The sequence below is a fragment of the Mycobacterium mantenii genome (assembly GCF_001667865.1).
GTDB classification, from domain to species: domain Bacteria; phylum Actinomycetota; class Actinomycetes; order Mycobacteriales; family Mycobacteriaceae; genus Mycobacterium; species Mycobacterium mantenii_A.
Genome location: NZ_LZJP01000079.1, coordinates 46,714 through 70,146 on the forward strand (window position 1 = coordinate 46,714; position 23,433 = coordinate 70,146).

Annotated in this window: 19 protein-coding genes and 1 riboswitch; of the genes, 11 read left to right on the plus strand and 8 right to left on the minus strand. The window is 66.9% G+C overall.

Going from position 1 to position 23,433, the window contains the following annotated elements:
- Positions 1-90: 90 nt before the first annotated feature.
- From A5688_RS12390 to A5688_RS12420, 7 genes are all read right to left on the minus strand, one after another.
- Positions 91-1,575 carry an aldehyde dehydrogenase family protein gene (locus A5688_RS12390; RefSeq protein ID WP_067908785.1) on the minus strand — a complete coding sequence of 495 codons (1,485 nt, stop codon included), beginning with the start codon at positions 1,573-1,575 and terminating at the stop codon, positions 91-93.
- Positions 1,576-1,665: 90 nt separating this feature from the next.
- Positions 1,666-2,883, minus strand: a complete 1,218-nt coding sequence (locus tag A5688_RS12395) for a cytochrome P450 (protein ID WP_067835666.1) — start codon at positions 2,881-2,883, stop codon at positions 1,666-1,668.
- Positions 2,884-2,892: 9 nt separating this feature from the next.
- Positions 2,893-3,909 (minus strand): SDR family oxidoreductase, encoded by a 1,017-nt coding sequence (locus A5688_RS12400; protein WP_067835662.1) that lies wholly within the window; start codon positions 3,907-3,909, stop codon positions 2,893-2,895.
- A complete protein-coding gene (locus tag A5688_RS12405; protein WP_067835661.1) occupies positions 3,902-5,044 on the minus strand; it encodes a spirocyclase AveC family protein in 1,143 nt (380 codons plus the stop codon). Before A5688_RS12405 ends, A5688_RS12400 begins: the two co-directional genes overlap by 8 nt.
- 4 nt (positions 5,045-5,048) lie before the next feature.
- Positions 5,049-6,167 carry an ABC transporter substrate-binding protein gene (locus A5688_RS12410; protein WP_067835660.1) on the minus strand — a complete coding sequence of 373 codons (1,119 nt, stop codon included), beginning with the start codon at positions 6,165-6,167 and terminating at the stop codon, positions 5,049-5,051.
- A 106-nt stretch (positions 6,168-6,273) separates the two neighbouring features.
- A complete protein-coding gene (locus A5688_RS12415) occupies positions 6,274-7,110 on the minus strand; it encodes a CbbQ/NirQ/NorQ/GpvN family protein (protein ID WP_067835658.1) in 837 nt (278 codons plus the stop codon).
- 137 nt (positions 7,111-7,247) lie between these two features.
- Positions 7,248-8,954: a nitric oxide reductase activation protein NorD gene (locus A5688_RS12420; protein ID WP_067908788.1), complete on the minus strand. Its 1,707-nt coding sequence runs from the start codon at positions 8,952-8,954 to the stop codon at positions 7,248-7,250.
- A 97-nt stretch (positions 8,955-9,051) separates the two neighbouring features.
- Between A5688_RS12420 and A5688_RS12425 the strand changes: the two genes are divergently transcribed.
- The 9 genes from A5688_RS12425 to metE all read left to right on the plus strand — a co-directional run bounded on the left by A5688_RS12425 (position 9,052) and on the right by metE (position 19,258).
- Positions 9,052-10,026 carry an SDR family NAD(P)-dependent oxidoreductase gene (locus tag A5688_RS12425; RefSeq protein WP_067908816.1) on the plus strand — a complete coding sequence of 325 codons (975 nt, stop codon included), beginning with the start codon at positions 9,052-9,054 and terminating at the stop codon, positions 10,024-10,026.
- Positions 10,027-10,028: 2 nt separating this feature from the next.
- Entirely contained in the window at positions 10,029-10,595 is a 567-nt protein-coding gene (locus tag A5688_RS12430; RefSeq protein ID WP_067908790.1) for a nuclear transport factor 2 family protein, read from the plus strand.
- 11 nt (positions 10,596-10,606) lie between these two features.
- The gene (locus A5688_RS12435) at positions 10,607-11,755 is read left to right on the plus strand and encodes an acyl-CoA dehydrogenase family protein (RefSeq protein WP_067908793.1); all 1,149 of its coding nucleotides are present in this window, start codon (positions 10,607-10,609) and stop codon (positions 11,753-11,755) included.
- The gene (locus A5688_RS12440; RefSeq protein ID WP_067908794.1) at positions 11,752-12,855 is read left to right on the plus strand and encodes an acyl-CoA dehydrogenase family protein; all 1,104 of its coding nucleotides are present in this window, start codon (positions 11,752-11,754) and stop codon (positions 12,853-12,855) included. Before A5688_RS12435 ends, A5688_RS12440 begins: the two co-directional genes overlap by 4 nt.
- Entirely contained in the window at positions 12,855-13,502 is a 648-nt protein-coding gene (locus A5688_RS12445) for a nitroreductase family protein (protein WP_067835823.1), read from the plus strand. The genes A5688_RS12440 and A5688_RS12445 overlap by 1 nt, the downstream gene beginning before the upstream one ends.
- Before the next feature lie 138 nt (positions 13,503-13,640).
- Positions 13,641-14,921, plus strand: a complete 1,281-nt coding sequence (locus tag A5688_RS12450; protein ID WP_067835649.1) for a TetR/AcrR family transcriptional regulator — start codon at positions 13,641-13,643, stop codon at positions 14,919-14,921.
- A 97-nt stretch (positions 14,922-15,018) separates the two neighbouring features.
- Positions 15,019-15,861 carry an SDR family oxidoreductase gene (locus A5688_RS12455; RefSeq protein ID WP_067835640.1) on the plus strand — a complete coding sequence of 281 codons (843 nt, stop codon included), beginning with the start codon at positions 15,019-15,021 and terminating at the stop codon, positions 15,859-15,861.
- Between the two features lie 96 nt (positions 15,862-15,957).
- Positions 15,958-16,599 carry an SDR family oxidoreductase gene (locus tag A5688_RS12460; protein ID WP_067835626.1) on the plus strand — a complete coding sequence of 214 codons (642 nt, stop codon included), beginning with the start codon at positions 15,958-15,960 and terminating at the stop codon, positions 16,597-16,599.
- A 51-nt stretch (positions 16,600-16,650) separates the two neighbouring features.
- A riboswitch (cobalamin riboswitch) is annotated at positions 16,651-16,849 on the plus strand.
- A 138-nt stretch (positions 16,850-16,987) separates the two neighbouring features.
- Positions 16,988-19,258 (plus strand): 5-methyltetrahydropteroyltriglutamate--homocysteine S-methyltransferase, encoded by a 2,271-nt coding sequence (metE, locus tag A5688_RS12465; RefSeq protein WP_067908795.1) that lies wholly within the window; start codon positions 16,988-16,990, stop codon positions 19,256-19,258.
- Positions 19,259-19,366: 108 nt separating this feature from the next.
- Here the strand turns inward: metE and A5688_RS12470 are convergent, their stop codons facing one another.
- Positions 19,367-21,115, minus strand: coding sequence for a DUF3556 domain-containing protein (locus A5688_RS12470; RefSeq protein WP_067835622.1), 1,749 nt, complete (start codon positions 21,113-21,115; stop codon positions 19,367-19,369).
- Positions 21,116-21,341: 226 nt separating this feature from the next.
- Here A5688_RS12470 and A5688_RS12475 point away from each other — a divergent pair, with 226 nt between their 5' ends.
- Positions 21,342-22,706, plus strand: coding sequence for a flavin monoamine oxidase family protein (locus tag A5688_RS12475; RefSeq protein WP_067908807.1), 1,365 nt, complete (start codon positions 21,342-21,344; stop codon positions 22,704-22,706).
- 78 nt (positions 22,707-22,784) lie between these two features.
- The coding region (locus tag A5688_RS12480; RefSeq protein WP_120312536.1) for a DUF222 domain-containing protein at positions 22,785-23,433 on the plus strand (649 nt) is incomplete at its 3' end.

The window sequence follows — 23,433 nt, forward strand, 5'->3', positions numbered from 1 at the left end:
CTGCCGCCCGGCTGAACCGAGATTGCCGCCACGGTCGCGATCGAACCCGAAAACCGCGACCCCGACGGCAATCTCGTCGAGGGATGCTTCCTAGACGGCCGGGTACGCGACCGACTTGATCTCGGTGTACTGGTCGAACCCGGCCACACCGTTCTGCCGGCCGACGCCGCTTTCCTTGTAGCCTCCGAACGGTGTGTCGGCGCCGTACGGGGCGCCGCCGTTGACGCCCATGAAGCCGGCCCTGATCCTTCTGGTCACCGACAGCGCACGCTCCAGCGAGCCCGCAAACACGTTGCCGGCCAACCCGTACACGCTGTCGTTGGCGATCCGGATCGCGTCTTCCTCGTCGTCGAACGGAATGACCGACAGCACCGGGCCGAAGATCTCCTCCTGCGCGATGGTCATCTTGTTGTCGACGTTGGTGAAAAGCGTTGGCCTGATGTAATAGCCCTTGTCGAAACCGGTTTCGGCACCCGGGCCGCCGACCAGCGCCGTGGCGCCCTCTTCGACGCCCTTCTTGATGTAGTCCGTGACGCGGTCGAACTGTCGTTGCGAGATCACCGGCCCACACAGCGTTCCCGGGTCCTGCGGGTCCGCGCATGTCACGTTCTCGTAGATGTTCTTGAGAATCTCCACGCCCTCGTCGTAGCGGGACCGCGGCAGCAGCAGCCGGGTCGGGTTCGCGCAACCCTGACCGGCGTGCATGCACGGCGCGATGCCGACCATGCATGCCGTGCCGAAGTCCGCGTCCTCGAGGACGATGGTGGCCGACTTGCCGCCGAGCTCCAGGAACAACCGCTTCATGGTCGCGGCGCCCTTTTCCATGATCCGCTTGCCCACCACCGTCGAGCCGGTGAACGAGATCAGGTCGACCTTCGGTGACAGCGTCAGCTCCTCACCCACGAAGTGGTCCGAGGCGGTGACGACGTTGACCACACCCGCTGGGATGTCGGTCTTCTCGGCGATGAGCCGGCCCAGCCGGGTCGCGTTGAACGGGGTGTTCGGCGCCGGCTTGAGCACGACGGTGTTGCCGGTGCCCAGCGCCTGGCCGAGCTTGTTGATCGTCACCTCGAACGGGAAGTTCCACGGCACGATCGCGCCGACGACGCCGACCGGTTCTCGCCAAACCTTGCGGGTGGTCAGCGTGCCGGTCAGGCTGATCACCTTGTCGCCCAGGTCGGTCTCCCACGCGTATTCGTCGATCAGCCGCGCCGGGTACTTCAGACCGTCCTCCAGTGGGGCATCCAGCTGCGGTCCGAAGGTGATGGCCCGGGGCGAGCCGACCTCGAGGATCAGCTCCTCGCGCAGCTCGTCGATCTCGGACTCGATCGCCTCGTGCAGCTGCAACAGGCAGCGCTTGCGCAGCTCGCGGTTGGTCGACCAGTCGGTCTCGTCGAAGGCGCGCCGGGCGGCGTCGATGGCCCGGTGCATGTCCTCCTTCGAGGCGTCGGCGACCTCGCCGAGCGACTCCTCGGTCGCGGGGTTGATGTTGGTGAAGGTGCCGGCCTGCCCGTCGACGAGCTTGCCGTCGATCATCATCTTCGGCTCGAAGCGGACCTTTACAGCCTCAGTCATATCTGTCACTCTCTTCTGAATCGCGGAGGGGCTACGGAGAGCCTTATCGGAAACTAGCCGATTGGCAAGCGCCAACCTCTGCGGGCCTGGTCATTGGGGGTCGAACAGCACCGGCACCGACGTCGGTGACCGGAAGACCTGGCCGCGGATGTGGGGGTCGTCCGCGTCGGGATCCAGCCGCAGGTTCGGCAGCCGGTCGAGCAAGAGATTGATCGCGGTGCGCATCTCGAGCCGCGCCAGGTGCATGCCGAGGCAGACGTGTACGCCGTGTCCCCAGCCCAGGTGGGCCCGGGCCTCCCGGTGGATGTCGAACGTGTCCGGATCGGGGTAGCGATCTTCTTGCCGGTTCGCCGAACCGAGCATCGGCATCACCGTCGCCCCGGCCGGGATCGCCACGCCGCCGAGTTCGGTGTCGCGGGTCGCCACCCGGGTGATGGTCAGCAGGGGTGATTCCCACCGGACGCCCTCCTCGATGGCCTGCGGCAGCAGGGAACGATCCGCGCGGATGGCGTCCAATTGCTCCGGGTCCTTCAGCAGCGCCAACAGCAGGCTGCCCAGCGACCGGTACGTCGTCTCTACTCCGGCGGGCAGCAGCAGCCGAAGGAACGAGAAGATCTCCTCGTCCGCCAGCTTTTCCCCGTCGATCTCGGCCGCGGCGAGCGCGCTGATCAGGTCGTCCTTCGGCTCGGCACGCCGGGCCTGCAGGATCGGCGCGAAGTACTCGCACAATGCGGCCGAGGCGGCTAACCCGCGCTGCGGGTTCATCAGCCAGCTCAGCAGCGAAATCGACCACCGCTGGAACTGCGGGTAGTCCTCTTCCGGCAAACCCAGGAGGCCCGCGATGATCTGGCTGGGATAGTCGAAGGTGAACTCCTTCACCAGATCCGCCTTGCCGTTGGCCGCGAACTTGTCGATCAGGCCGTTGGCCACGCGACCGACCAACTCATCCTGCCAGCGCGCTAATGACTTCTGCGAGAACGCCTTTGACACCAGGGAGCGCAGCCGCCCGTGGATCGGCTCGTCCATGCCGAGCATCACGCCTTCGCCGAGTACCGGACCGAACGCGGCGATGACGGCCGACGACGAGAAGGTTTCGTTGTCGCGCAGCATCTGCTGGATGTCCTCGTGCCGATACACGATGAACATCGGCAGCCCCTCCTCGTGCGGCAGGGCGCCCGACGTCTCGAGTCGCTGCACCGGTTCCTCGCGGCGTATCCGCGCCAGTTCGGTATACGGGTCACGCACATCACCGGAGATGGCGTCGTCGAAGGCGCCGAAGTCGTCCAGGTCGTCGAAAAGTTGTTCCATGATTGCCCCTCAATCCCCTTGCTGTGCCTCATTCTTTGGCGACGAGAACCGCCCCGCCACCGCGGCCAGGCGCTGCATCACCGGCTGCGGAAGAACACGAGCGACGAACACCATCGCCTTTTGCGTTGTCGTCAACGGCCATGCACCGTCGCGCATCGACCCCTGTCTGGGTATGCCCAGCACGATCCGGGACATGTGGTGCATGCCCGACGCCGGAAGGATCCTGTTGGCCACCAACAGCATCGAGGCGTCCGGGCCGATGCCGCGGCGGCGGAACGCTCCCCGATCGTCGATCGCCTTGAGCAGGCCGTCGGTGAACCGCTCAGGGGGCCGAGCCATTTTCATCGCGAAGCGCCCGCGGCTGTTCATCGTGTTGTGCAGCCGGGCGTAGGGGCCGCCGAAGTTGCGGTTATCGGTGGTGCCGGCGTCGGTGATGATCTCGGTGTCATACGTACCGGCCACCAGGACGGTGACACCGAGGCCGAAGGGCGCGATCTCGCACGCCATCGACTCGCCCCACCGCTCCAGCGCTCCTTTGGCCGCCGAGTACGGCGCGGTGGCGGGCTGGCCCCGCACCCCGGCCGCGCTGGACACCAAAACGATCCGCCCCTGGCCCGCCGCCCGCATCGAGGGCAGTAGGGCCTGGGTGAGCGTGACCGGGCCCAGCACGCTGGTGGCGAGCATGCGCTGCCACAACGCCATGTCGGTCTCCTCCACCATTCCGGCGGCGGAGATCCCGGCGTTGTGCACCAGTGCGTACGGTGCGCCCACGGCCTCTTCGATTGTCTTGGCCGCCGCGGCGATCGACGCGGTATCGGTCAGGTCGAGCTGGACGCCGATCAACCGGTCGTCGTCGAGGTCGGTCCCCGTTGCGCCCTGAATAGCCTCCCGCAGCAACGGAATCCCGCGGTCGGGCGTGCGCATGGCCGCGACCACGCGCCACCCCTCCCGGTACAGCCGCACCGCCGAGGCGAAGCCCAGTCCTCGGGACGCGCCGGTGATGACGGCCGTGCGCGGCTCAGCCATTCTTGCCCGCCGTCGCACACGCGCCTTCACCCGGCGGCGGGGCATCGACATGGGGGCGGCCGTTGGGCTCCCCGCTGGCCCAGGTCGACCAGATGCCGACCGAGTAGGGGCCCTGCGCACCGGCCTTCTCGTAAAAACCCTGCGGATCATAGACTTTGGCTTCCGGATACGGCCACGGGCAGGCCACCGAAGTGGCGGCATGACTGACCTTGATGACCCAGAACCAGGCGCCGTAGGCGAAGTACGACACGTTGATGATCGCGAACATCACCAGGAAGGTGCCGAGCACCGGACGCGTCGGGAACAACTTGGCTTTCGCGGCAAGCTTTTCCGCCACCGACTTACCGGTGTCGTCGCGGTAGCACAAGATCGCGGCCGGCACCATCACGAAGGTCACCGAGAACGATTCCCAGATCAGCGGGAATTGGAATGTGGTGCCGGTGAACACCGACCCCCAGGGGATGACCTGGGAGTAGATGTACATGCCCATGTGGACGAGCTGGATCTCCAGCCACGCGTCGAAGACGAAGCCGATCGCACAGGTCAGCAGGCCCAGGCTGACCAGCGGGTGGCGCGACACGAAGGCCGTCGGCCCGTACTTGGCCTGCAGCTTGCGCAGGATCCAGACCGCCGGGAAGTAGGGCCCGAAATAGAACATCACGTAACCGAATACGACGAACGGCTCGACGGTCGGCGACAAAGACACCAAGGGCCAGGATTCCGGCCAGTGGATGAGGTCGGGGTTGTACACCGCGAACGGCGACCAGTTCATGATCGGGTCCTGCCACACGATCAGCGTGGTGCACAGGAACATCAGCATCACCGGGCTGCCGGGGTTGCGGCGCCATCCCCTGATGAACACCGCCAGCAGGACGAGCAGCATGACGCAGGTGGCGACGTGCAGGAAGGTGATGTAGTCCAGGCCGAAGATGAACTTCACCGGGCGGGGCCGGCCTTGCACGTTCGGGTTGGCGACGCGCGGGTCAAGGGCCACACGGCAGTTCGCGATGAAGAACAGCGCGAACGCGGCCAGCGCGGCGCCGGCGATCCAACCGCCCCAGCCGCGCTTGCCTTTTCGTTGTGGGACGGGCGGTTCCTCCTGCGCGGCAGGCGGTGTGGTTTGTTCCGTGGACATCGAGTCAGCCTTCCTCTCCGAAGCGATCGACCAGATGCGAGTTGACGCCGTCGGCATCGAGGGTGCGCGCCACCAGATAGCCGGCGCCCATCCACGCCCGCCGCGTCCACTTCCCGAACGACACCCGGGTGCCTGGGGCGCCGGAGGCGGCGGGCATCATCTTCACCCGCTCCAGCGCCTCCTTGACGCCGCGCGGACTCAACGGGTGGGCATCGGCGAACGCGCGCACCAGGGTCGCGGCGACGTCGCGGTTCACCACGGTCACGCAGAACTCGGGGCGACTGCCGTTGTACTTCTTCGCATAGCTGTCGAGGAATTCCTGGCCGATCCGGTTCGCCTCGTCGTACTGGTCGACACCGGTCCAGCCCATGAACGCGTTCCACATGATCGGGTTCACCCACGCGTTCTGCCATGCGGTGGTAGTGAAGCGGGGCGGGTCCCAGCCGAGGGCCTCGAGCGCCGGATTGATGAACACGATCCCGAATCCGAATCCGAGGTGCACGATCGCTTCGGCCTTCGCCTCATGTAGCGTCTGGACCGCGGCGTTGATGTCCTGGGCCGTCTGGGCGATGGAAACCTCCGCCACGATGCGAATGCCCTTGCGCCGACACGCACTTCGCAGGTTCTTCAGGTAGCTCTCACCGATGAGACTCTGCTCCACCAGCACACCGATCTCGGCGAGTTCGCGTTTGGCGATGAGGTCGGCCAGAAAGATCGGCTCGTCGGTCATCGATCCCTGGGGGAAGGCGAACGTCCACTCGCCCAACCAGTCGTCGGTGCCGGTCACGCTGATCGCGGGCACCTTGAACCGTTCCTCGATCGCTTCCCGCAACGGCACGCAGTTGTCGGTGATGTTCGGGCCGAAGACAACCAGGCAGCCCTCGTCGACCAATTCGCCGTACGCATCGATCACCGCCTTGACCGAGCCCTTGGGCAGACCCTCCACCTCGCGATAGATCATCTGCACGGGACGGTCCATCACGCCCTGGGCGACCGCCTCTTCGAAGATCAGGTCGAACGTCTGGGTGAAGGAGGCGAACAACTCCTCGGGAAAGCCGGGCGGGAGGGTGAAATCCATCAAGTAGCCGACCTTGATCGGCTCAGCAGTGCTTTCGTAGGACATCTGACCTCCCGGGTGACCCGCTCACTCGCAACGATCCATGACTGACCTAATATTTGTTCAGACCGTAGCTGAGACGGTATCCGGGGCGGTGTGCAGCGTCAATCATCTACGCTCCCGCACCCAGATAGACCTCGACCATTTCGTTGAGGGCCCTGGCGACCGCCACGTCGTCGGTGAGCGGTCCGGCGATGGCCGCCCGGGCCGCCTCTTGCATGGTCAGGCCCTCGGCGACCAGCCGGCCGGCCGCGATCAGCACTCGAGTCGACGCGACCTCGCGCAGCCCGCCGGTTTCCAGGCGGCGGATGGCCTGGCCGAAGCGCACCAGCTCGGCCGCGGTCTCCGCGTCCACGCCCGCCTCGTGCGCAACGATGCCCTGTTCGACATCGGCTGCGGGAAAACCGAATTCGATGGCGACCATGCGCTGACGCGTCGAATCCTTGAGATCCTTGAGCACGCTCTGATACCCGGGGTTGTACGACACCACCAGGCCGAACCCGGGCGCGGCGTCCAGCGTGACGCCGAGGCGCTCGATCGGCAGCTGCCGCCGGTGGTCGGCGAGCGGGTGCAGCACCACGGTGGTGTCCTGCCGGGCCTCCACCACCTCGTCCAGGTAGCAGATCGCGCCCTCGCGCACCGCCCGGGTCAGCGGACCGTCCACCCAGACCGTCTCGTCGCCCCGCAGCAGATACCGCCCGACCAGGTCCGCGGTGGTGAGGTCGTCATGGCAGGACACGGTGATCAGCGGCCGGCCCAGGTCGTGCGCCATCGCCTCGACGAAGCGGGTCTTGCCGCACCCGGTCGGCCCCTTCAGGACGAGCGCCAAACCCTGGCGGTATGCGGCCTTGAAGATGGCCTCTTCGCCGCCGACCGCCTGGTAGTAGGGCCGGTCCCCGGTGTCGGGAGCCGTGCCGTTGCGGCTGGCTATCCCGGACTCGTTGGCCATGACGTCCCTTCTGCGAATTTATTGGAGCCTATCCGGAACAGATGTTTGTTTCAAGTGCATCGCCGCGTGGGTTGGGGGTGCACAGCGCGATCTCCAACTGCATTCGGGGACATGCGATCAGCACGAAATGCGGGCGATCAAGCGCTCACCCTCCGACGCACCTCCGCCGAGCGCAACGCGGACCGGAACAGCGGTCCGATCACACCCGACAGCTGATCGGGACGCGCGATCGTCGCGTGCGCGGTGCTGCCGAACACCCGGCGCAGGGATCCCACATCGGTGCCCGCGCCGATGGTCAGGCACACGCAACCGGTCCCCCGGCGGCGGGCTTCGGTCAACGCCCGGCGCGCGTCCGCGGCGCCATAGGCACGCTCGTACCCGTGGTCGTAGGCCAGGCCGTCGGACAGCACCACCAAAAGCCGCCGCGACGTTCCGCCGCGCGCCTCCAGCACCGACGAGCCGTGCCGGATGGCCGCACCGAGACGGGAGTACGCGCCGGGCTCCAGGCTGTTCAGCCGCCTGATGACGCGCGCGTCGAGGTGGTCGTCGAACCGCTTGACGGGCACCATGGTCACCGCCGCGCGACCCTGCGAGTAGTACGCGTACAGCGCCACCCGGTCGCCGAGGTCGTGCAGCGCCACGGTCAGGTTGGCGACCGCCGCGCGCTGCTGTTCGTGCACCGTGCGCCCGACTGTTCCGGGCTCGGCCGCCGACCCCGACACGTCGAGAAGCAGCAGCACGGACAGGTCGCGCCGGCGCCGCAGGCTGTCCAGATACACCGCCTCGTCGGGCACCGAGCCGGCCCGCACCTCGACGCGGGCTTCGACGGCCGCGTCGATGTCGATGTCGTCGCCCTGCGACTGCCGGTGACGACGGTGCAGGCCCATCCCCAGCCGGGACAGCGGCCGCCGCACCCCGATGGCGTCGTCGATCGCCTGCGTCGCCGACACCTTGACCTCGGGCTCCACTTCGCGCACGGTGCACCAGGCCGGCCGGTAGTGCTTACGGGCGACATCCCACTCCGGATACCGCACGCCGTCCGCCGCGGCCTTCTCGTCGTCGATGTCCTCGGCCGAGGTTGACGCCAGCGACGAGACGGCGTGCGCGCCGCGGATCCCGGAGTTGGTGCGGTGGGTCGGGGCATCGGCGCCGGGCGGTCCACCGCCGCTGCCGGTCTTGCGCGCTGACGACAGCATCTTCTTCAGCCACTTGCCGATGAAGCCGCCGCCGCCGACCAAGCTGGTGAACACGTCGGGATCGTCGGAGTCGTCGACCTCACCGTCGTCGAGTTCTTCGAGTTCCCGCGCGCCCTCGCGCCGCGGGACATGCGCCGCGGTCGCCTCTTCGTCTTGCTTGACCGTCCGGGCGCACGCGGCGATCACCTTGGCCGCGCGGATCACGCCGAACTCCGGCGCCGGGTCGTCGAGCGCGGCACCGGAGGCCGCGATCTCGAGTGACGCCTGGGGTGAGTCGCTGCGACCCGCAATGTCCCGATCGCCCATCGACGCCAAAATGCTTGGCAGCAAGGGCGCATTGGCGACCAGGGCACGGTGTCCCTCGACCGTCAGGTAGCGCCTGGCCAGCCTGCGGTGCCGGACCAACGGCCCGACGACGTCGGGTTCCAGGCTGCCGGCCGCGATCATCGACGCCTGCACGGCCAAGGCTTTGAGGGCCTTGAGCGCCTCGAGTCGCGAGGCCGCGGCGGCGTCGACGTGAATCGTCTGGCCGTCCGTCCACGCCGGTTCACCCGGTGGCAGCCCGGCGACCGCGACGGCCCGGCCCGCCAGCGCGGAGGCGAGCATGCCCAGGGCCTGCAACCGGTCGGCACCGGCGTCGTCCCCCACGCTCCACCTCCGACTTTTTGACCGGCGACTTGTTGACCAAATATCTGTTCCACCGTAAAGTCCGGCTGCACAGCAGTCAATGAATCAGGAGCCCACCATGATTGACTTCACCGGCCAGGTGGCGGTGGTGACCGGGGCCGGTCGGGGACTCGGACGGCTGTATGCGCTGGACCTGGCCCGCCGCGGCGCTGCGGTGGTGGTCAACGACCTCGGCGGCTCGATGCGCGGCGACGGTTCCGATTCCGCGGTGGCCGACGACGTGGTCGACGAGATCACCAAGGCGGGCGGCCGGGCGATCGCCTCCTACGACTCGGTGGACAGTCCGGCCGGCGGCCAGGCGATCATCGACGCGGCCGTGGACGCATTCGGGCGCCTCGACGCCGTCGTCAGCAATGCGGGAATCTTCGGCAGCGTGCCCTTCGAGGACCTCGCGCACGACGACTGGACGCGAATGCTGCGCGTGCACCTGGACGGCGGGTTCTATCTGTCCCAGCCCGCGTATCGCGTGATGAAGAACAACGGGGGTGGGCGGTTCGTGTTCATCTCCTCCTCCGCCGGCATCTTCGGCCAGCCGATGGAGGCGCACTACGCCGCGGCCAAGGCCGGCCTGGTGGGTTTGACGAACGTCATCGCCATCGAAGGCGAAGCGCATGGGATACTCGCCAACTCCGTTATGCCGACCGGCTTTTCGCGGATGGTCACCGAGACCGTCGGGGACGAGAAGTTCCTCGCCGAATCGGGCTTCATGCAGGCCATCCGGCCCGAGCTGGTCGTGCCGCTGGTGACCTTCCTGGCCAGCCGCGCCTGCACATTCACCCACCACAACTACTCGGCCGCGGCCGGACGCTACGCCCGGGTGTTCGTCGGCCTCGCCGAAGGCTGGCTCGCCGACGCCGGCAGCCCGCCAACGGCCGAGGACATTCATGCGCGTCTCGATGAGATGTCGTCGACGGAGAAGTTCATCGTGCCCGCGTCGATCGTCGACGAGGTGCTGGAAGTGTGTGAGCGACGCGGCGTCAGCCCGATGCCCGAGAATGCCGAGGTCGCCTTCCCCGAGCCGCGGGGGAACTGACCGTGGACGACGACTTGCGCGACCGGGTCAACCGGCTCACCGACCGTGCGGAAATCTACGACTGCATGCAGCGCTACGCGCGCGGAATCGACCGGCAGGATCGGGCACTGCTGCGGTCGGCCTATCACGACGGCGCCATCGACGACCATGTCGGATTCGTCGGCGAGGTAGACGATTTCATCGACTGGGCGCTCGCCTATCACGGTAGCCAGACGCGATACCAGCACTACCTGCTGAACCACACCGCCGACGTCGACGGCGACCAGGCCCACGCCGAGACCTATTACCTGTTCGTCGGGACCGATCGCGAACCGGCGAACCACATGACGATCTCCGGCGGTCGTTACGTCGATCGCCTGGAGCGGCGCGACGGGCGTTGGGCGATCGTCGATCGCGTCTGCCTGGTGGAATTCATCAACGAATCCCAGTCGCTGCTTACCGACGAAGCCATCGCGATGGTGCCGGGAACCCGAACGCCCCGCCACGACGAGACGGACGCCTCATACGATCGACCGCTCGCGGCGTCCCGCACGGCGGCCACCGTTGTTGACCAAACAACTCAGGGCTAGAGAATAGAAGAGTGGACTTTTCATACCCGGCGGACGTGGAACAGTTCCGCACCGAGCTGCGTGACTGGCTCACCGAGAACCTGACCGACGAGCTGGTGGCGGCCCGCCGGCCCACCGGCCGCGACGACGCCGCGTTCGAGATGCTGCGCGCGTGGAACGCGACTATGGCCGACGCGGGATGGGCCGCCGTGTCCTGGCCCCCCGAGTACGGCGGGCGCGGGGCGACGGTGCTCGAGCAACTGGTCTACACCGAAGAGACCACGCGTGCCCGAGCTCCCATGCCGCTCAACGTCATTGGGCTGAACAACATCGCGCCGGCGATCATGCAGTACGGCAGCGAGTCCCAGAAGCTCACGCTGCTCCCCCGGATGATGCGCGCCGACGACATCTGGTGCCAGGGGATGTCGGAGCCCGAGGCGGGGTCCGACCTCGCCGCGCTGCGCACCCGCGCCGTGCGAGACGGCGACGACTTCGTCGTCAACGGCCAGAAGATCTGGACCTCGTTGGGACATCGGGCCGACTGGTGTCAGCTCTACGTACGCACCGATCCCGACGCACCCAAGCACAAGGGGATCTCCTGCCTGATCGTCGACATGAAACTGCCCGGCATCGAGGTCCGTCCGCTGGTCACGCTCAACGGCGACGCCGATTTCGCCGAGGTGTTCTTCAACGACGTGCGGGTGCCGGCGGACGCGTTGCTCGGTCCGCTCAACGCGGGCTGGCAGGTGGCCACCACCACGCTCAGCCACGAACGCGCCGGGGCCGCACGGCTGTACGCCGAGATGCAGGTGCGGCTCGAAGAGCTGGTGAACGATCTCGCCGCCGCCGGCACCGGTGCGCTGGACGATCCCGTCATCCTGCGCCGGCTCGGCGAAATCGCGGTCCGGATCAAGTATCTCGAAGTCTTGTGCCAGCGGTCGATCTCGGCCACCCTGCATGGCGGCGACGCGCTGGGATCGGCCAGCCTGGCCAAGACGGTGTGGGGTGAGATCGGCCAGGACCTGGCCGCGCTGGCCTTCGATGCCCTGAGTACCCGCGGCGCCGGCGCGCCGTGGGCGAACTACCGGCTGACGTCGCGGTCGCTGACCATCGCGGGCGGTACCACGCAGATCAACAAGAACATCACCGCGCAGCGGGTGCTGGGGTTGCCGCGCAAATGAACCTCGAACTCACCGAAGAGCAGGTGGCACTGCGCGACACCACGCGGCGCTTCCTCGCCGAGAAGGCATCGATTTCGCAACATGTGCGGGCGCTGCTCGACGATCCGACCGGAACGGACCCAGCGGTGTGGCGCGGTCTCGCCGATCTCGGAACCACCGGTCTGCTGGTGCCGGAGGAATACGGCGGCGCCGGCATGACGATGGTCGAGGCCGGCATCGTCGCCGAAGAGCTGGGCGCCGCGCTGCATCCCGGGCCGTGGTTGTCGAGCGCGGTGGCCGCCCCGCGGGCACTGACCCGACTCGATGCCGACGACCTCGCACCGGAGTTGTTGCGCGGCATCGCGGATGGCACCACGGTGGCGGCCGTCTGCTTTCCGGATTCGGCGAACGCGTCCGTCGTCGCGAGCCGCAACGATGACGCCATCGTGTTGCACGGCGAGATCACCGCGGTGCCCGACGCCGCGGCCGCCGACGTGCTCCTCGCGGTCGGTGAAGATGATTACGGCACTGCGTTTTTCGCGGTCCGCACCGGCTCGTCCGGTGTTTCGGTCGTGCCCGAGCACGGTATCGACCCAACCCGCAAGCAGTTCCGTGTCGCGCTCGACGCGGCACCCGCGCAACGCCTGGCCGCGCTGACCATGGACGATGTGACGGCGGTGCTCGACGACGTGCTGATCGCCACTGCGGCCGACGCTCTTGGCGCCGCGCGCGCCATCATGGATCTCGCTGTCGAGTACGCAAAGGGCAGAACACAATTCGGTCAGCCGATCGGCTCCTTCCAAGCCATCCAGCACTTGTGTGTGGACATGTACGAGACCGTCGAACTGGCCCGCAGCGGAGTGATCCACGCATTGTGGGCCAGCGATAACGCCGACCCCGACGAGCGGCATCTCGCCGCGCTGCGGGCGAAGGCGTTCGCCGGGCGGCTGGCCACCGTGGCCGACACCGCCATTCAGGTGTTCGGCGGGATCGGCTACACCTGGGAGCACGATGCTCACCTCTACCTCAAGCGCCTGCTGAGCTGGAGCGCTTTTCTCGGCGGCCCCGACGGGTACCTTACCGAACTCGGTGCGCGCCTTGCCAAGAGAGGTCGTGAATGATGGAGATCGAGTACCTGCTCACCGCGACCCCCTCGGCACGCAAATCACTCGACCTCGACGCGCCGATCGACCTCGACGACATCCGCGACTGCCTGCGGATCGGCCTGCAGGCCGCGAACGGGTCGAATGCCCAGTCGTGGCGCTGGCTGGTGATCTCCGATCCGGCGCTGCGCGCCAAGATCGCCGAGCTGTATCGCCAGGCCTACCTGCTGCGGGTCGGCGGGCAGATGATCGCCGGACTCATGCCCGCGGGAACCCCCGAGAGCCGGGTCATGTCCTCGACGGAGTGGCTGGTCGAGCACATGGCGCGCGTGCCGCTGCTGGTAATCCCTTGCTATGAATCCTATTTGCCCCGCATCGAGGGTGACGAATCGTTTCACCTGGCCACGCTGTACGGCTCGATCTTCCCCCCGGTGTGGAATTTCCAGCTGGCCCTGCACACCCGGGGATACGGCACGTGCATCACCACCCTGCATCTGCATCACGAAGAGGAAATCCGGAACCTGCTCGGGATTCCGCCGACCTACGTTCAGGGTTGTCTACTGCCGGTAGGTCGGCTGCGGGCGGGCCGCACGTTCTCGCCGGCGCCGCGGCGGCCACTCGAGGAAGTGGTTGCGTGCGACCGTTGGGACGGTCCGCCGCTCTAGAATGGGGCTTTCACTGCTTTGTGCAGCGCATTCAGCGCGCCCGGTCTGATAGCCTCTAACAAAGATTTGGTTCGGCAAGAGAGGACGAATGCGAATGCTCGCCAACCCGCAGCCGTCCGGATCTGCACACCGCTGACCATGGCGAGGGCCGAGTCGCTACGGGCCAGCGGCACAGCTGATTCTCCGACGCGCCGCGCCGAGATCCTGGCCACCGCCGCGTCATTGATCGCATCCTCGGGATTGCGGACGTCGCTACAGGAGATCGCCGATGCCGCCGGCATTCTTCCCGGCAGCCTTTATCACCACTTCGAGTCCAAAGAGGCCATCCTCGTCGAGCTGATCCGCGGCTATCAGGACGACCTGGAGCGCATCGGGCGGTCCGCCCAGGCGCGGTTGGACGAGCCCGACGCTCGCCCGGTCGCCGAAAAGATCATCGAACTCGGATCCGCGATCGCCAACTGCGCCGTCGAACATCGCGCCGCATTGCAGATGTCGTTCTACGAGGGGCCGAGTACGGATCCGGAGCTGATCAAGCTGACGCAGCAGCGGCCCGTGGCTATCCTCGAGGCGATGCTGCAAACGCTGCGCGCCGGCCGCTGGAGCGGTTACATCAAACCCGACATCGACCTTCCCACCCTGGCCGACCGGATCTGCCAAACCATGCTGCAGGTCGGGCTCGATGTCATGCGTCACAAGTCCGCCACCGATCAGGTGGCCGGACTGCTGTGCCGAATCATTCTGCAGGGCTTGGCAACTCGTCCTCCGACGGACTCGGCACTGGACCGGTCGAAAGCATTCGCCGCCGCCGGCGACGTCATCGCGACCTGGTCCGACGACAGCGAAGCGGATCCCAGCGACAAAGCCGCGGCGGTGCGCGCGGTGGCACGAGCCGAATTCGGCCGCCGAGGATATGAAGTCACCACCATCCGGGACATCGCCTCGGCGGCGGGTCTAGGCACCGGAACCGTGTACCGGGTGATCGGCTCGAAGGACGAACTCCTCGCATCGATCATGGAATCCTTCGGCAGGAAGGTCGAGGCGGGCTGGGTCAACGTCCTGCGCTCGGATGCCACGCCGATCGAAAAGCTGGACGCGCTGAGCTGGGTCAACGTCAACGCGCTCGACCGGTTCTCCGACGAGTTCAGGATTCAGCTGGCCTGGATGCGCCAGTCACCCCCGGACACTCCGAATCCCGGTTGGCTCTACGCCACGCGGCTGCGGCAGATGAAAACGCTTCTTTCCGAGGGGATCCGGTCGGGAGAGATAGGCGTCGACGCACCGTCGACAGCCATGTTGTCCCGCTGTGTGGTCGGCCTGCAGTGGATACCGGAGAACATCTTGCAAGACATCGGCACCCGCGCGAGTCTGGTGCACGCCCGCGACACCGTTCTGCGGGGCGTCGCGGTCCGCGGCAAGTAAATCTCAATTAAGCAGCCCCGGTATTGAACCAAATAACTGTTACCCATACAGTTGAGCAGTTAGAACCGCGTTGGCATTATCCGAGAAGGGGATTTCCATGACCATTGTCGATCGGTTGCGCTACGACGGCAAGCGCGCTCTCGTTGTCGGTGGCGCGACTGGCATGGGCGCCGCGGCGGCCAAGTCAGCGGCCGAGCTCGGGGCCGAAGTCATCGTGCTGGACTACGCGCCCGTGGACTATGACGTCGCCCAGTCCATCCAGGTGGACCTGCGCGACCCCGCCTCGATCGACGCCGCGCTCGAGCAGGTCAAGGGCCCCATCCACGCCGTGTTCTCCGCCGCCGGCGTAGCCGACGGCACGATCGACCTGATGAAGATCAACTTCATCGGTCACCGCCACCTGATCGACCGCCTGCTGGAGAAGAACCAGCTTCCCAACGGCTCGGCCATCTGCTTCATCTCCTCGGTCGCCGGCATGGGCTGGGAGAACGACCTGGAAACGATGAACGACTTCCTGGCCACGCCGGACTTCGCGGCGGCCGTGGCATGGTGCGAGGCGCACGAGGCCGAAGGCATCAACCACTACGGCACCAGCAAGAAGGTGATCAACACCTACGTGGCCAACCAGGGCTACCCGCTGGCGAAGAAGGGGATCCGCATCAACGCGATCTGCCCCGGCCCGACCGACACCCCGCTGGCCCAGGCCAACGCGGACCTGTGGCTGTCATTCGCCCAGGACTACCGCGACGAGACCGGCTCCAAGGTGCACACGCCCGAGCAGATGGGCGACGTGATGGCGTTCCTCAACAGCGAGGCGGCCTGCGGCGTCAGCGGGATCACGCTGCTGGTGGACTCCGGGCACACCATGGCCTCGATGACCGGCGCCTACGCGCCGGGCAAGCCGATCATCGACATCATCATGGGCAAGGTCAAGCTCTAAACTCCGCTTTGCTTCCCGCGAGACTGTAACTGCGTACCTCTCCACCCGGCGTATTCGTTGGTAGTTGCAGCCTCGCGGGGACGTAACGTCGGAGGCATGGCGCGCATCATCGTCTTCGGCGGACACGGCAAGGTCGCACTGCAGCTGGCTCGCGATCTGACCCAGCGCGGTGACCAGGTGAGCTCGGTCTTCCGAAATCCCGATCACTCCGACGATGTCGCCGCCACCGGCGCCAAGCCGGTGGTGGCCGACATCGAGCGACTCGATACGAATGCGCTGGCCGATCTGCAGGCCGGGCACGACGCGGTCGTCTTCTCGGCCGGGGCGGGCGGCGGCGATCCGGACCGGACCTACGCCGTCGACCGCGACGCGGCGATCCGGGTGATCGACGCCGCCGGGAAGGCCGGCGTCAAGCGTTTCGTCATGGTCTCCTACTTCGGCGCCGGCCCGGACCACGGTGTGTCCCAAGACGATCCGTTCTTCGCCTACGCCGAAGCCAAAGCCGCCGCCGACGCGCACCTGCGGGACAGCGAGCTGGACTGGACCATCCTGGGTCCCGGCCGGCTGACGCTGGATCCCGCTACCGGCAAGATCGTCCTCGGCCGTGGCGACGGTGAGGTCTCCCGCGCCGACGTCGCACTGGTCGCCGCGGCCGCACTGGCCGACGATTCGACCATCCGGCGGACCATCGAATTCAACAACGGTGACATCCCGATCGCGCAGGCGCTGGCGGGCTGATTAAGCTTCTGCTCGCAGCTGGTCTGCCTGCGCCGCAACCGCGGCGCGGGCATCGAGCGAAGCAACGCTGGTCGCTTCGTGAGAGGGAACCCGGTGAGAATCCGGGACTGTCCCGCAACGGTATGCAGGAACGACCGCCGTCAGAGTTTTTTGCAAGCACTGGTCGCAAGACTGGGAAGCGACGGCCATTAGGTGCACCGGCCGGTGCGCGCCTGCGAGTCCGGAGACCTGCCAGGTGTGCCGGGCGCGCCGCGTCCGGCGGCTCATCGCCTCGTGGAATGGGCGTTAGGCTGCAGCCGTTAGCGGTTAGTACATAGGTACGCACCGCTCGCGGATCGGCTGCACGTCCGCCGGCGGTGACCACCACGTCGATTGAAGGACGAATACTGTGACCCCGCAAGCATTTACCGCAACGGTTGTCGGCTCTCCACGAATAGGCCCCAAACGCGAACTCAAGCGCGCCACCGAAGGCTACTGGGCCGGGCGTACCAGCCGATCGGATCTGGAGAACATCGCCGCCACGCTGCGTCGCGACACGTGGCAGGCCCTGGCTGACGCCGGCCTGGATTCGGTGCCGGTCAACACCTTCTCCTATTACGACCAGGTGCTCGACACCGCGGTCATGCTCGGCGCGCTGCCGGCCCGGGCCGCGCAGGTCCCCGACGACTTGGACCGCTACTTCGCCGCGGCCCGCGGCAATAAAGACGTCGCGCCACTGGAGATGACCAAGTGGTTCGACACGAACTACCACTACATCGTGCCCGAGATCGGGCCGGCGACGACGTTCGCGCTGAACCCGGACAAAGTGCTGTCCGAGCTCAAAGAGGCGCTCGCGCAAGGAATCCCCGCACGTCCGGTGGTCATCGGCCCGGTCACCTTCCTGCTGCTGAGCAAGGGCGTCGACGGCGGGGGCGCACCGATCGAGCGGCTTCAGGAGCTGGTGGGAATCTACTCCGAGCTGCTGTCGCTGCTGGCCGACAACGGTGCGCAGTGGGTGCAGATCGACGAGCCGGCGCTGGTCACCGACATCTCCCCCGACGCGCCGGCACTGGCCGAAGCCGTCTATAACGCCTTGGGCGAGGTGAGCAACCGCCCCGCCATCTACGTCGCCACCTACTTCGGCGACCCCGGCGATTCGTTGGGCGCGCTGGCCCGCACGCCGGTCGAGGCGATCGGCGTCGACCTGGTTTACGGGGCCGACACGCCCATCGCCGCAGTGCCCGAGCTCGCCAACAAGATTCTGGTGGCCGGTGTGGTCGACGGACGCAACATCTGGCGCACCGACCTCGAAGCGGCGCTGAGCAAGCTGGCGACGCTGCAAGGCTCGGCGGCGAAAGTCGCGGTCTCGACGTCGTGCTCCACCCTGCACGTGCCGTACTCGCTGGAACCCGAGACCGGCCTGGACGACGCGCTGCGCAGCTGGCTGGCGTTCGGGCAGGAGAAGGTCGCCGAGGTGGTGACCCTCGCGCGCGGTCTGCACAAGGGCCCCGACGCGGTCGCCGACGAGATCGCCGCGTCCAACGCCGCCGTGGCCTCACGTCGGAAAGATCCGCGGCTGCACAACGACGAGCTGCGGGCCCGCATCGACTCGATCGTCGCGACGGGAACGCATCGGGGTGACGCGGCGGGGCGCCGCGCCAGCCAGGAGGAGCGGCTGCACCTGCCGCCGCTGCCGACCACCACGATCGGGTCGTTCCCGCAGACGGTCGAGATCCGCAAGGCCCGCGCCGCGCTGGTCGCCGGGGAGATCGACGAGGCCGAATACGACCGCAGGATGAAGCAGGAGATCGCCGACGTCATCAAGCTGCAGGAGGACCTCGGCATCGACGTGCTGGTGCACGGCGAGCCGGAGCGCAACGACATGGTCCAGTACTTCGCCGAGCAGCTGGACGGCTTCTTCGCCACCAAGAACGGCTGGGTGCAGTCCTACGGCAGCCGCTGCGTGCGCCCGCCGGTGCTCTTCGGTGACGTGATCCGCCAGCACCCGATGACGGTGCAGTGGGCCAAGTACGCGCAGTCGCTAACCGACAAGCCGGTGAAGGGCATGCTGACCGGTCCGGTGACGATCCTGGCGTGGTCCTTCGTCCGCGACGACCAGCCGCTGGCCGACACCGCCAACCAGGTGGCCCTGGCCATCCGCGACGAGGCCGTGGACCTGCAGGACGCCGGCATCGCGATCATCCAGGTCGACGAGCCGGCGCTGCGGGAGCTACTGCCGCTGCGTCGGGCCGACCAGGAGGACTATTTGCGTTGGGCCGTAGGGTCTTTCCGGTTGGCCACCTCCGGCGTCGCGGACTCGACGCAGATCCACACCCACCTGTGCTACTCGGAATTCGGTGAGGTGATCGGGGCGATCGCCGACCTGGACGCCGACGTGACGTCCCTCGAGGCCGCCCGCTCACACATGGAGGTGCTGGACGACCTGAACTCGATCGGCTTCTCCAACAGCGTGGGTCCCGGCGTCTACGACATCCACTCGCCGCGGGTGCCGAGCACCGGCGAGATGGCCGAGTCGCTGCGCGCGGCGCTGCGGGCGGTTCCCGCCGAGCGGCTGTGGGTCAATCCCGACTGTGGACTGAAGACCCGCAACTCCGCCGAGGTGAGCGCGTCGCTGAAGAACATGGTGGCCGCCGCCCGGGAGGTGCGGGCCGGGGCCTAGCAGCGGGTGGCCCGAGCGTCGCGGGTGGCCCGAGGGTCGCGGGTGGCCCGAGCTGGGGGCACCTCCCGCTTGCGGGGGACGCGCCAGCGTGGCGCTCGGGCTCCACCGTCACTCCGACGTAACGCTCGGCGCGTCGTCCGAAAGCACTTGCACCGGAACGTCGTCGGCCCACGGTTGGCGGGTGACCATGTCGGCGACCCGGACGATGCCACGTTCGAATTCACCGGTCGCGGCGTCGACCAACCGGTACGCCTGCGTCTGCTTGTGTATCGGCTGCGCGTCGAGCAGAACCACGCGGACCTCACCCGGCTCGAAGTGGCAGCGCTCCTGCATGGCGGCGATCAGTTGCTCGTTGTGCATGTGGCCGTCGCCGAAGTTCCAGCCGATGGCGGTGCTGCAGATCCGCTCGCCGTCGGTGATGACGTAGTCGTCCTCGTTCTGGCCCGCCATCACGCGATGCGCCAGGGTGAACAGCGCCCGCCCGTGAGTGTTGAAGCCGCGGAACGCATATCCCATGTAAATGGGTATCTGCGCCGCCTCGGGGCTGCCGTAGAACCGCTCCAGCTGGGCCTGCGGCATGCTGGCGATCGCGACGATGCCCCTGTCGATCTTGTCGTTGGCCGAGGGCTTGATGCACCACAGGGTGGTGTCCCAGTTGCCGGCGTAGTAACGCATCCCGGGCAGGAATGAGATCTTGCGCGGGAACATGTTGCCCAGCACGACGATTCCCGCGATGACGACGAACAGGACCGCCACCACCACCGGGTGACGCAGGTCGCGCAGCCCGATGTGGGTGTGCGCGACGAACAACGACAGCACGCCGAAGATCATGAAGACGTTCCACTCCAGCGGCACGCCCATGGGGATCGAGACGAGGATTCCCAAGTGGAAACAGACCATCACGATGGCCGCGATCGTGACGGGCCAGCCGCCGTGACAGAAGAACAGCGGCAGCGGCACCAGCATTTCGATGGCGGTGCTCAGGTGCGCCAGCCACCGCGACAGCCGTCCGGGCCGCAGATCGTCCGGAAAGCTTTCGAAGAAGCGGCGTTTCAGCCAGCGGGGCCGCACCAGCGGGTTGTTCGACATCATCGTGGAGATCACGAACGGAAAGTGTTTGTTCAGCTTGGATGTCGCGGCGCCCATCCAGATCACCAGGAACACCACCTTGGACCCGACGATCATGTCGGGCGCGGCGAACAGGAACGTCACCGCCATGGTCGCGTAGACCTCGCCGCGGGCGGCCAGGAAGATCACCTTGTCGCGCAGGCCGACCACCGCCAGAAGCAACAGGATCAGCACGATCTTCCACGCCGGCAGCAGCCCAATCCTGGTGCCCAACTCGGGTATCGGCCCGGTGCCGTCGGCGAACAGCGCCGCCAGGGTCACCAGAAGGAACAGCCCGTACAGCGCGACGTCAACCGGTTTGCGCTTGGTGCCCTTGGTCAGCGGGACCCGCTCCGGCCACGGTGGCAGCCGGATGGTGCCGAAGCGCATCCAGTAGAGGATCGAGCCCAGCGGTGGGAAGAAGCGGTTGTTCAACGGCCCGAAGCCGCAGCCCAGCCCGATCACCTCGAAGAGCATCGTGTAGAGCACGACCTTTTCGAACACGATCGGCTCCGACCACCAGTGCGCGACGTTGGTGAACCCGCCAAGGCCTCTGGTGGCCGACGCGAACAGCCACGCGCCGAGGATGTAGAGCAGGATTTTGACGACATAGAACAGGTGCAGCACCACCGGCGTGCCGAAACCCACCTCGGCCCAGTGCTTGGCCATCGGCCGGATCTTCTCGCTACGGGTGCCCTTGTTCCATTCGGCCATGTCGAGCTGCGGCAGCTCGGGCTTCAGAAATCCCATGGTTTCACAGACTAGAACGTGTTCTAGGGGCGCGTAGTGCAACCTCGGGCAGAAATCTTCGCGCCGCGGGCCGGACCTCGAAGCCGTGACGCGGCAAGTGGTGCCGCGATAACGGCGCCGCGCGACGGGACGCGCGAACGCCCGCGGAAATCTGCGTTAACCGGCCGCCGCCGGCACCCGGCCGGTGTAATTTGCTGCAGGGGTGGGCGAGGTTGAGGAGCCAGCCGTGTCTGAAGTCGATTATTGCGTGGTAGGAGCGGGATTCGCTGGCTTGACGGCCGCATTGCGGCTGCAACAAGCCGGCCATTCGGTGGCCTTGCTGGAGGCGCGTGACAGGGTCGGCGGCCGCACCTTCACCGAGTACCGTCCCGACGGCACATGGATCGATCGTGGCGGCGCGTGGATCGGTCCGGGCCAAGACCGGATCTATTCGCTCATGAACGAGCTCGGCGTGCCGGAATACAAGCAACACAATGACGGCGACGCGATGATGATCGTCGGTGGCAAGAAGCACCGCTATGGCGGCACGATTCCCTGGACCGTCAGCCCGTGGGCGGTCGCCAACCTTGGCCTCGGTTTGGCCGCCATCGAGAAGATGTCCAAAGAGCTTCCGCGCGAAGCCCCGTGGGAGGCAAAGAAGGCACACGAGTGGGACCGAATCAGCATCGGGGAGTGGGTCCACAAGAAGTCCATGTCCAAGGAGGCCGCCGAGATGCTCGACATGGCCTTCGCGGGCCTCTACACGTCGGCAGCTTCGGAGACGTCGTTGCTGTGGGGGCTCATGCAGACGGCGTCCGCGGGCGGACTCACCTTCGCGATTTCGGGCAAGGGCGGCTCCCAAGATGCCCGCCCGGTCGGTGGGATGGGCGCCCTGCACCGCCCGATGGCGGCCGCATTGGGCGACGCGCTGCACCTCTCGCAGCCGGTTCGGCAAATCACTCAGGATGCCGACGGCGTGACGGTCGGCGCGGCCGATCTGACGGTGCGCGCGCGCCGGGTCATTGTCGCGATCCCGTTGGCGATCGCCACGTCGATCCTCTACGAGCCGATGCTCCCGGTGGACCGGGCATTTCTGCACCAGCGCGTGCCGAGCGGGGCGGTCATGAAGACCTCGCTCATTTACGACGAGCCGTTCTGGCGTGCCGACGGATTTTCCGGCCAGTCGGCCGCGCCGGGATCCCCGGCGACCCTGACCATCGACGCCTGCACGGACACCGGTGACCCGGGAATCATGTGCGTCATCACGGAAGGACCCGCGGCGCGTCGTCTGACGAAACTCGACGAGGCCGAGCGCAAAGCGGTGATCATCGGCGAACTCGTCGACCGGTTCGGCAGTAAAGCCAAGGCGCCGTTGGAAGTTCACGAACAAAACTGGACCGTGGACCGCTATTCCGGCGGCGGGATGATCGGCCACGCCCCCACCGGCGTGCTGACCGAGTACGGCTATACCCTGCGCGAGCCCTGCGGCCGCATCCACTGGGCCGGCACCGAGAGTTCGACCGTCATGTGCGGATGGATCGACGGCGCGATTCGCTCCGGCGAGCGCGCCGCGGTCGAGGTGGCCGAAGCCGAGACCGCTGCGGTCGCCTGACCAAACCACTTGCACCACTTTCGTTTCAGTGGTTTCACTGAAGCGTGCCTTGTCGGTGGGCCCCGATATCATTCGAACATGCGTTCGATAGTTGACCCGGAGGAGATAGCCGAGGATTACGCGCTGCTGCGCCGCGTCGTCTCGCGCATCGGGCAGCATTCCTACGCCGCCTTGACCACCCCAGAGCACTTCACCTACCTCGAGCAACTCGAACACGACATGCGCCGGCTCCGGACTCCAAGTCATCAATTGATCAATCAGGTTGGTGAGCAGGCGGATTCGGCTGAGTTGGGTGGCAAGTTGTCGTGGGTGTTGGCTGATCGGTTGCATATCAGCCGGGCCGAGGCGGGCCGGCGTATTGCTGAGGCGGCCGAGTTGGGGCCGCGGCGGGCGCTTTCGGGTGAGCCGTTGGGGCCGGTGTTGCCGGCGACGGCGGCGGCCCAGCGTGACGGGGCGATCGGGGCCGATCATGTGGCGGTGATCCGGCGGTTTTTCCACCAGCTGCCCGAGTCGGTCGACGTCGAGACCTGTGTGCGCGCCGAACAGCATCTGGCGGTCAAGGCCGGTGAGTTTGGGCCCGAGCAGTTCGCCAAGCTGGCCCGGCGCCTGATGGACTGCCTTGATCCTGACGGCAGCTACACCGACCAGGACCGGGCGCGGGTGCGCGGGCTGGTGCTGGGCAACCAGCAGGCCGACGGCATGTCACGTGTGCGTGGATGGCTGACAC

Excerpts from the sequence above, each read along its gene's own strand:
- A5688_RS12405 (WP_067835661.1), bottom strand. The coding sequence starts at position 5,044 with ATGTCCACGGAACAAACCACACCGCCTGCCGCGCAGGAGGAACCGCCC.
- A5688_RS12395 (WP_067835666.1), bottom strand. The coding sequence starts at position 2,883 with ATGGAACAACTTTTCGACGACCTGGACGACTTCGGCGCCTTCGACGAC.
- A5688_RS12400 (WP_067835662.1), bottom strand. The coding sequence starts at position 3,909 with ATGGCTGAGCCGCGCACGGCCGTCATCACCGGCGCGTCCCGAGGACTG.
- A5688_RS12445 (WP_067835823.1), top strand. The coding sequence starts at position 12,855 with ATGGAGATCGAGTACCTGCTCACCGCGACCCCCTCGGCACGCAAATCA.
- A5688_RS12470 (WP_067835622.1), bottom strand. The coding sequence starts at position 21,115 with ATGGGATTTCTGAAGCCCGAGCTGCCGCAGCTCGACATGGCCGAATGG.
- A5688_RS12450 (WP_067835649.1), top strand. The coding sequence starts at position 13,641 with ATGGCGAGGGCCGAGTCGCTACGGGCCAGCGGCACAGCTGATTCTCCG.
- A5688_RS12410 (WP_067835660.1), bottom strand. The coding sequence starts at position 6,167 with ATGTCCTACGAAAGCACTGCTGAGCCGATCAAGGTCGGCTACTTGATG.
- A5688_RS12415 (WP_067835658.1), bottom strand. The coding sequence starts at position 7,110 with ATGGCCAACGAGTCCGGGATAGCCAGCCGCAACGGCACGGCTCCCGAC.
- A5688_RS12425 (WP_067908816.1), top strand. The coding sequence starts at position 9,052 with ATGATTGACTTCACCGGCCAGGTGGCGGTGGTGACCGGGGCCGGTCGG.
- A5688_RS12455 (WP_067835640.1), top strand. The coding sequence starts at position 15,019 with ATGACCATTGTCGATCGGTTGCGCTACGACGGCAAGCGCGCTCTCGTT.
- A5688_RS12440 (WP_067908794.1), top strand. The coding sequence starts at position 11,752 with ATGAACCTCGAACTCACCGAAGAGCAGGTGGCACTGCGCGACACCACG.
- A5688_RS12390 (WP_067908785.1), bottom strand. The coding sequence starts at position 1,575 with ATGACTGAGGCTGTAAAGGTCCGCTTCGAGCCGAAGATGATGATCGAC.
- A5688_RS12460 (WP_067835626.1), top strand. The coding sequence starts at position 15,958 with ATGGCGCGCATCATCGTCTTCGGCGGACACGGCAAGGTCGCACTGCAG.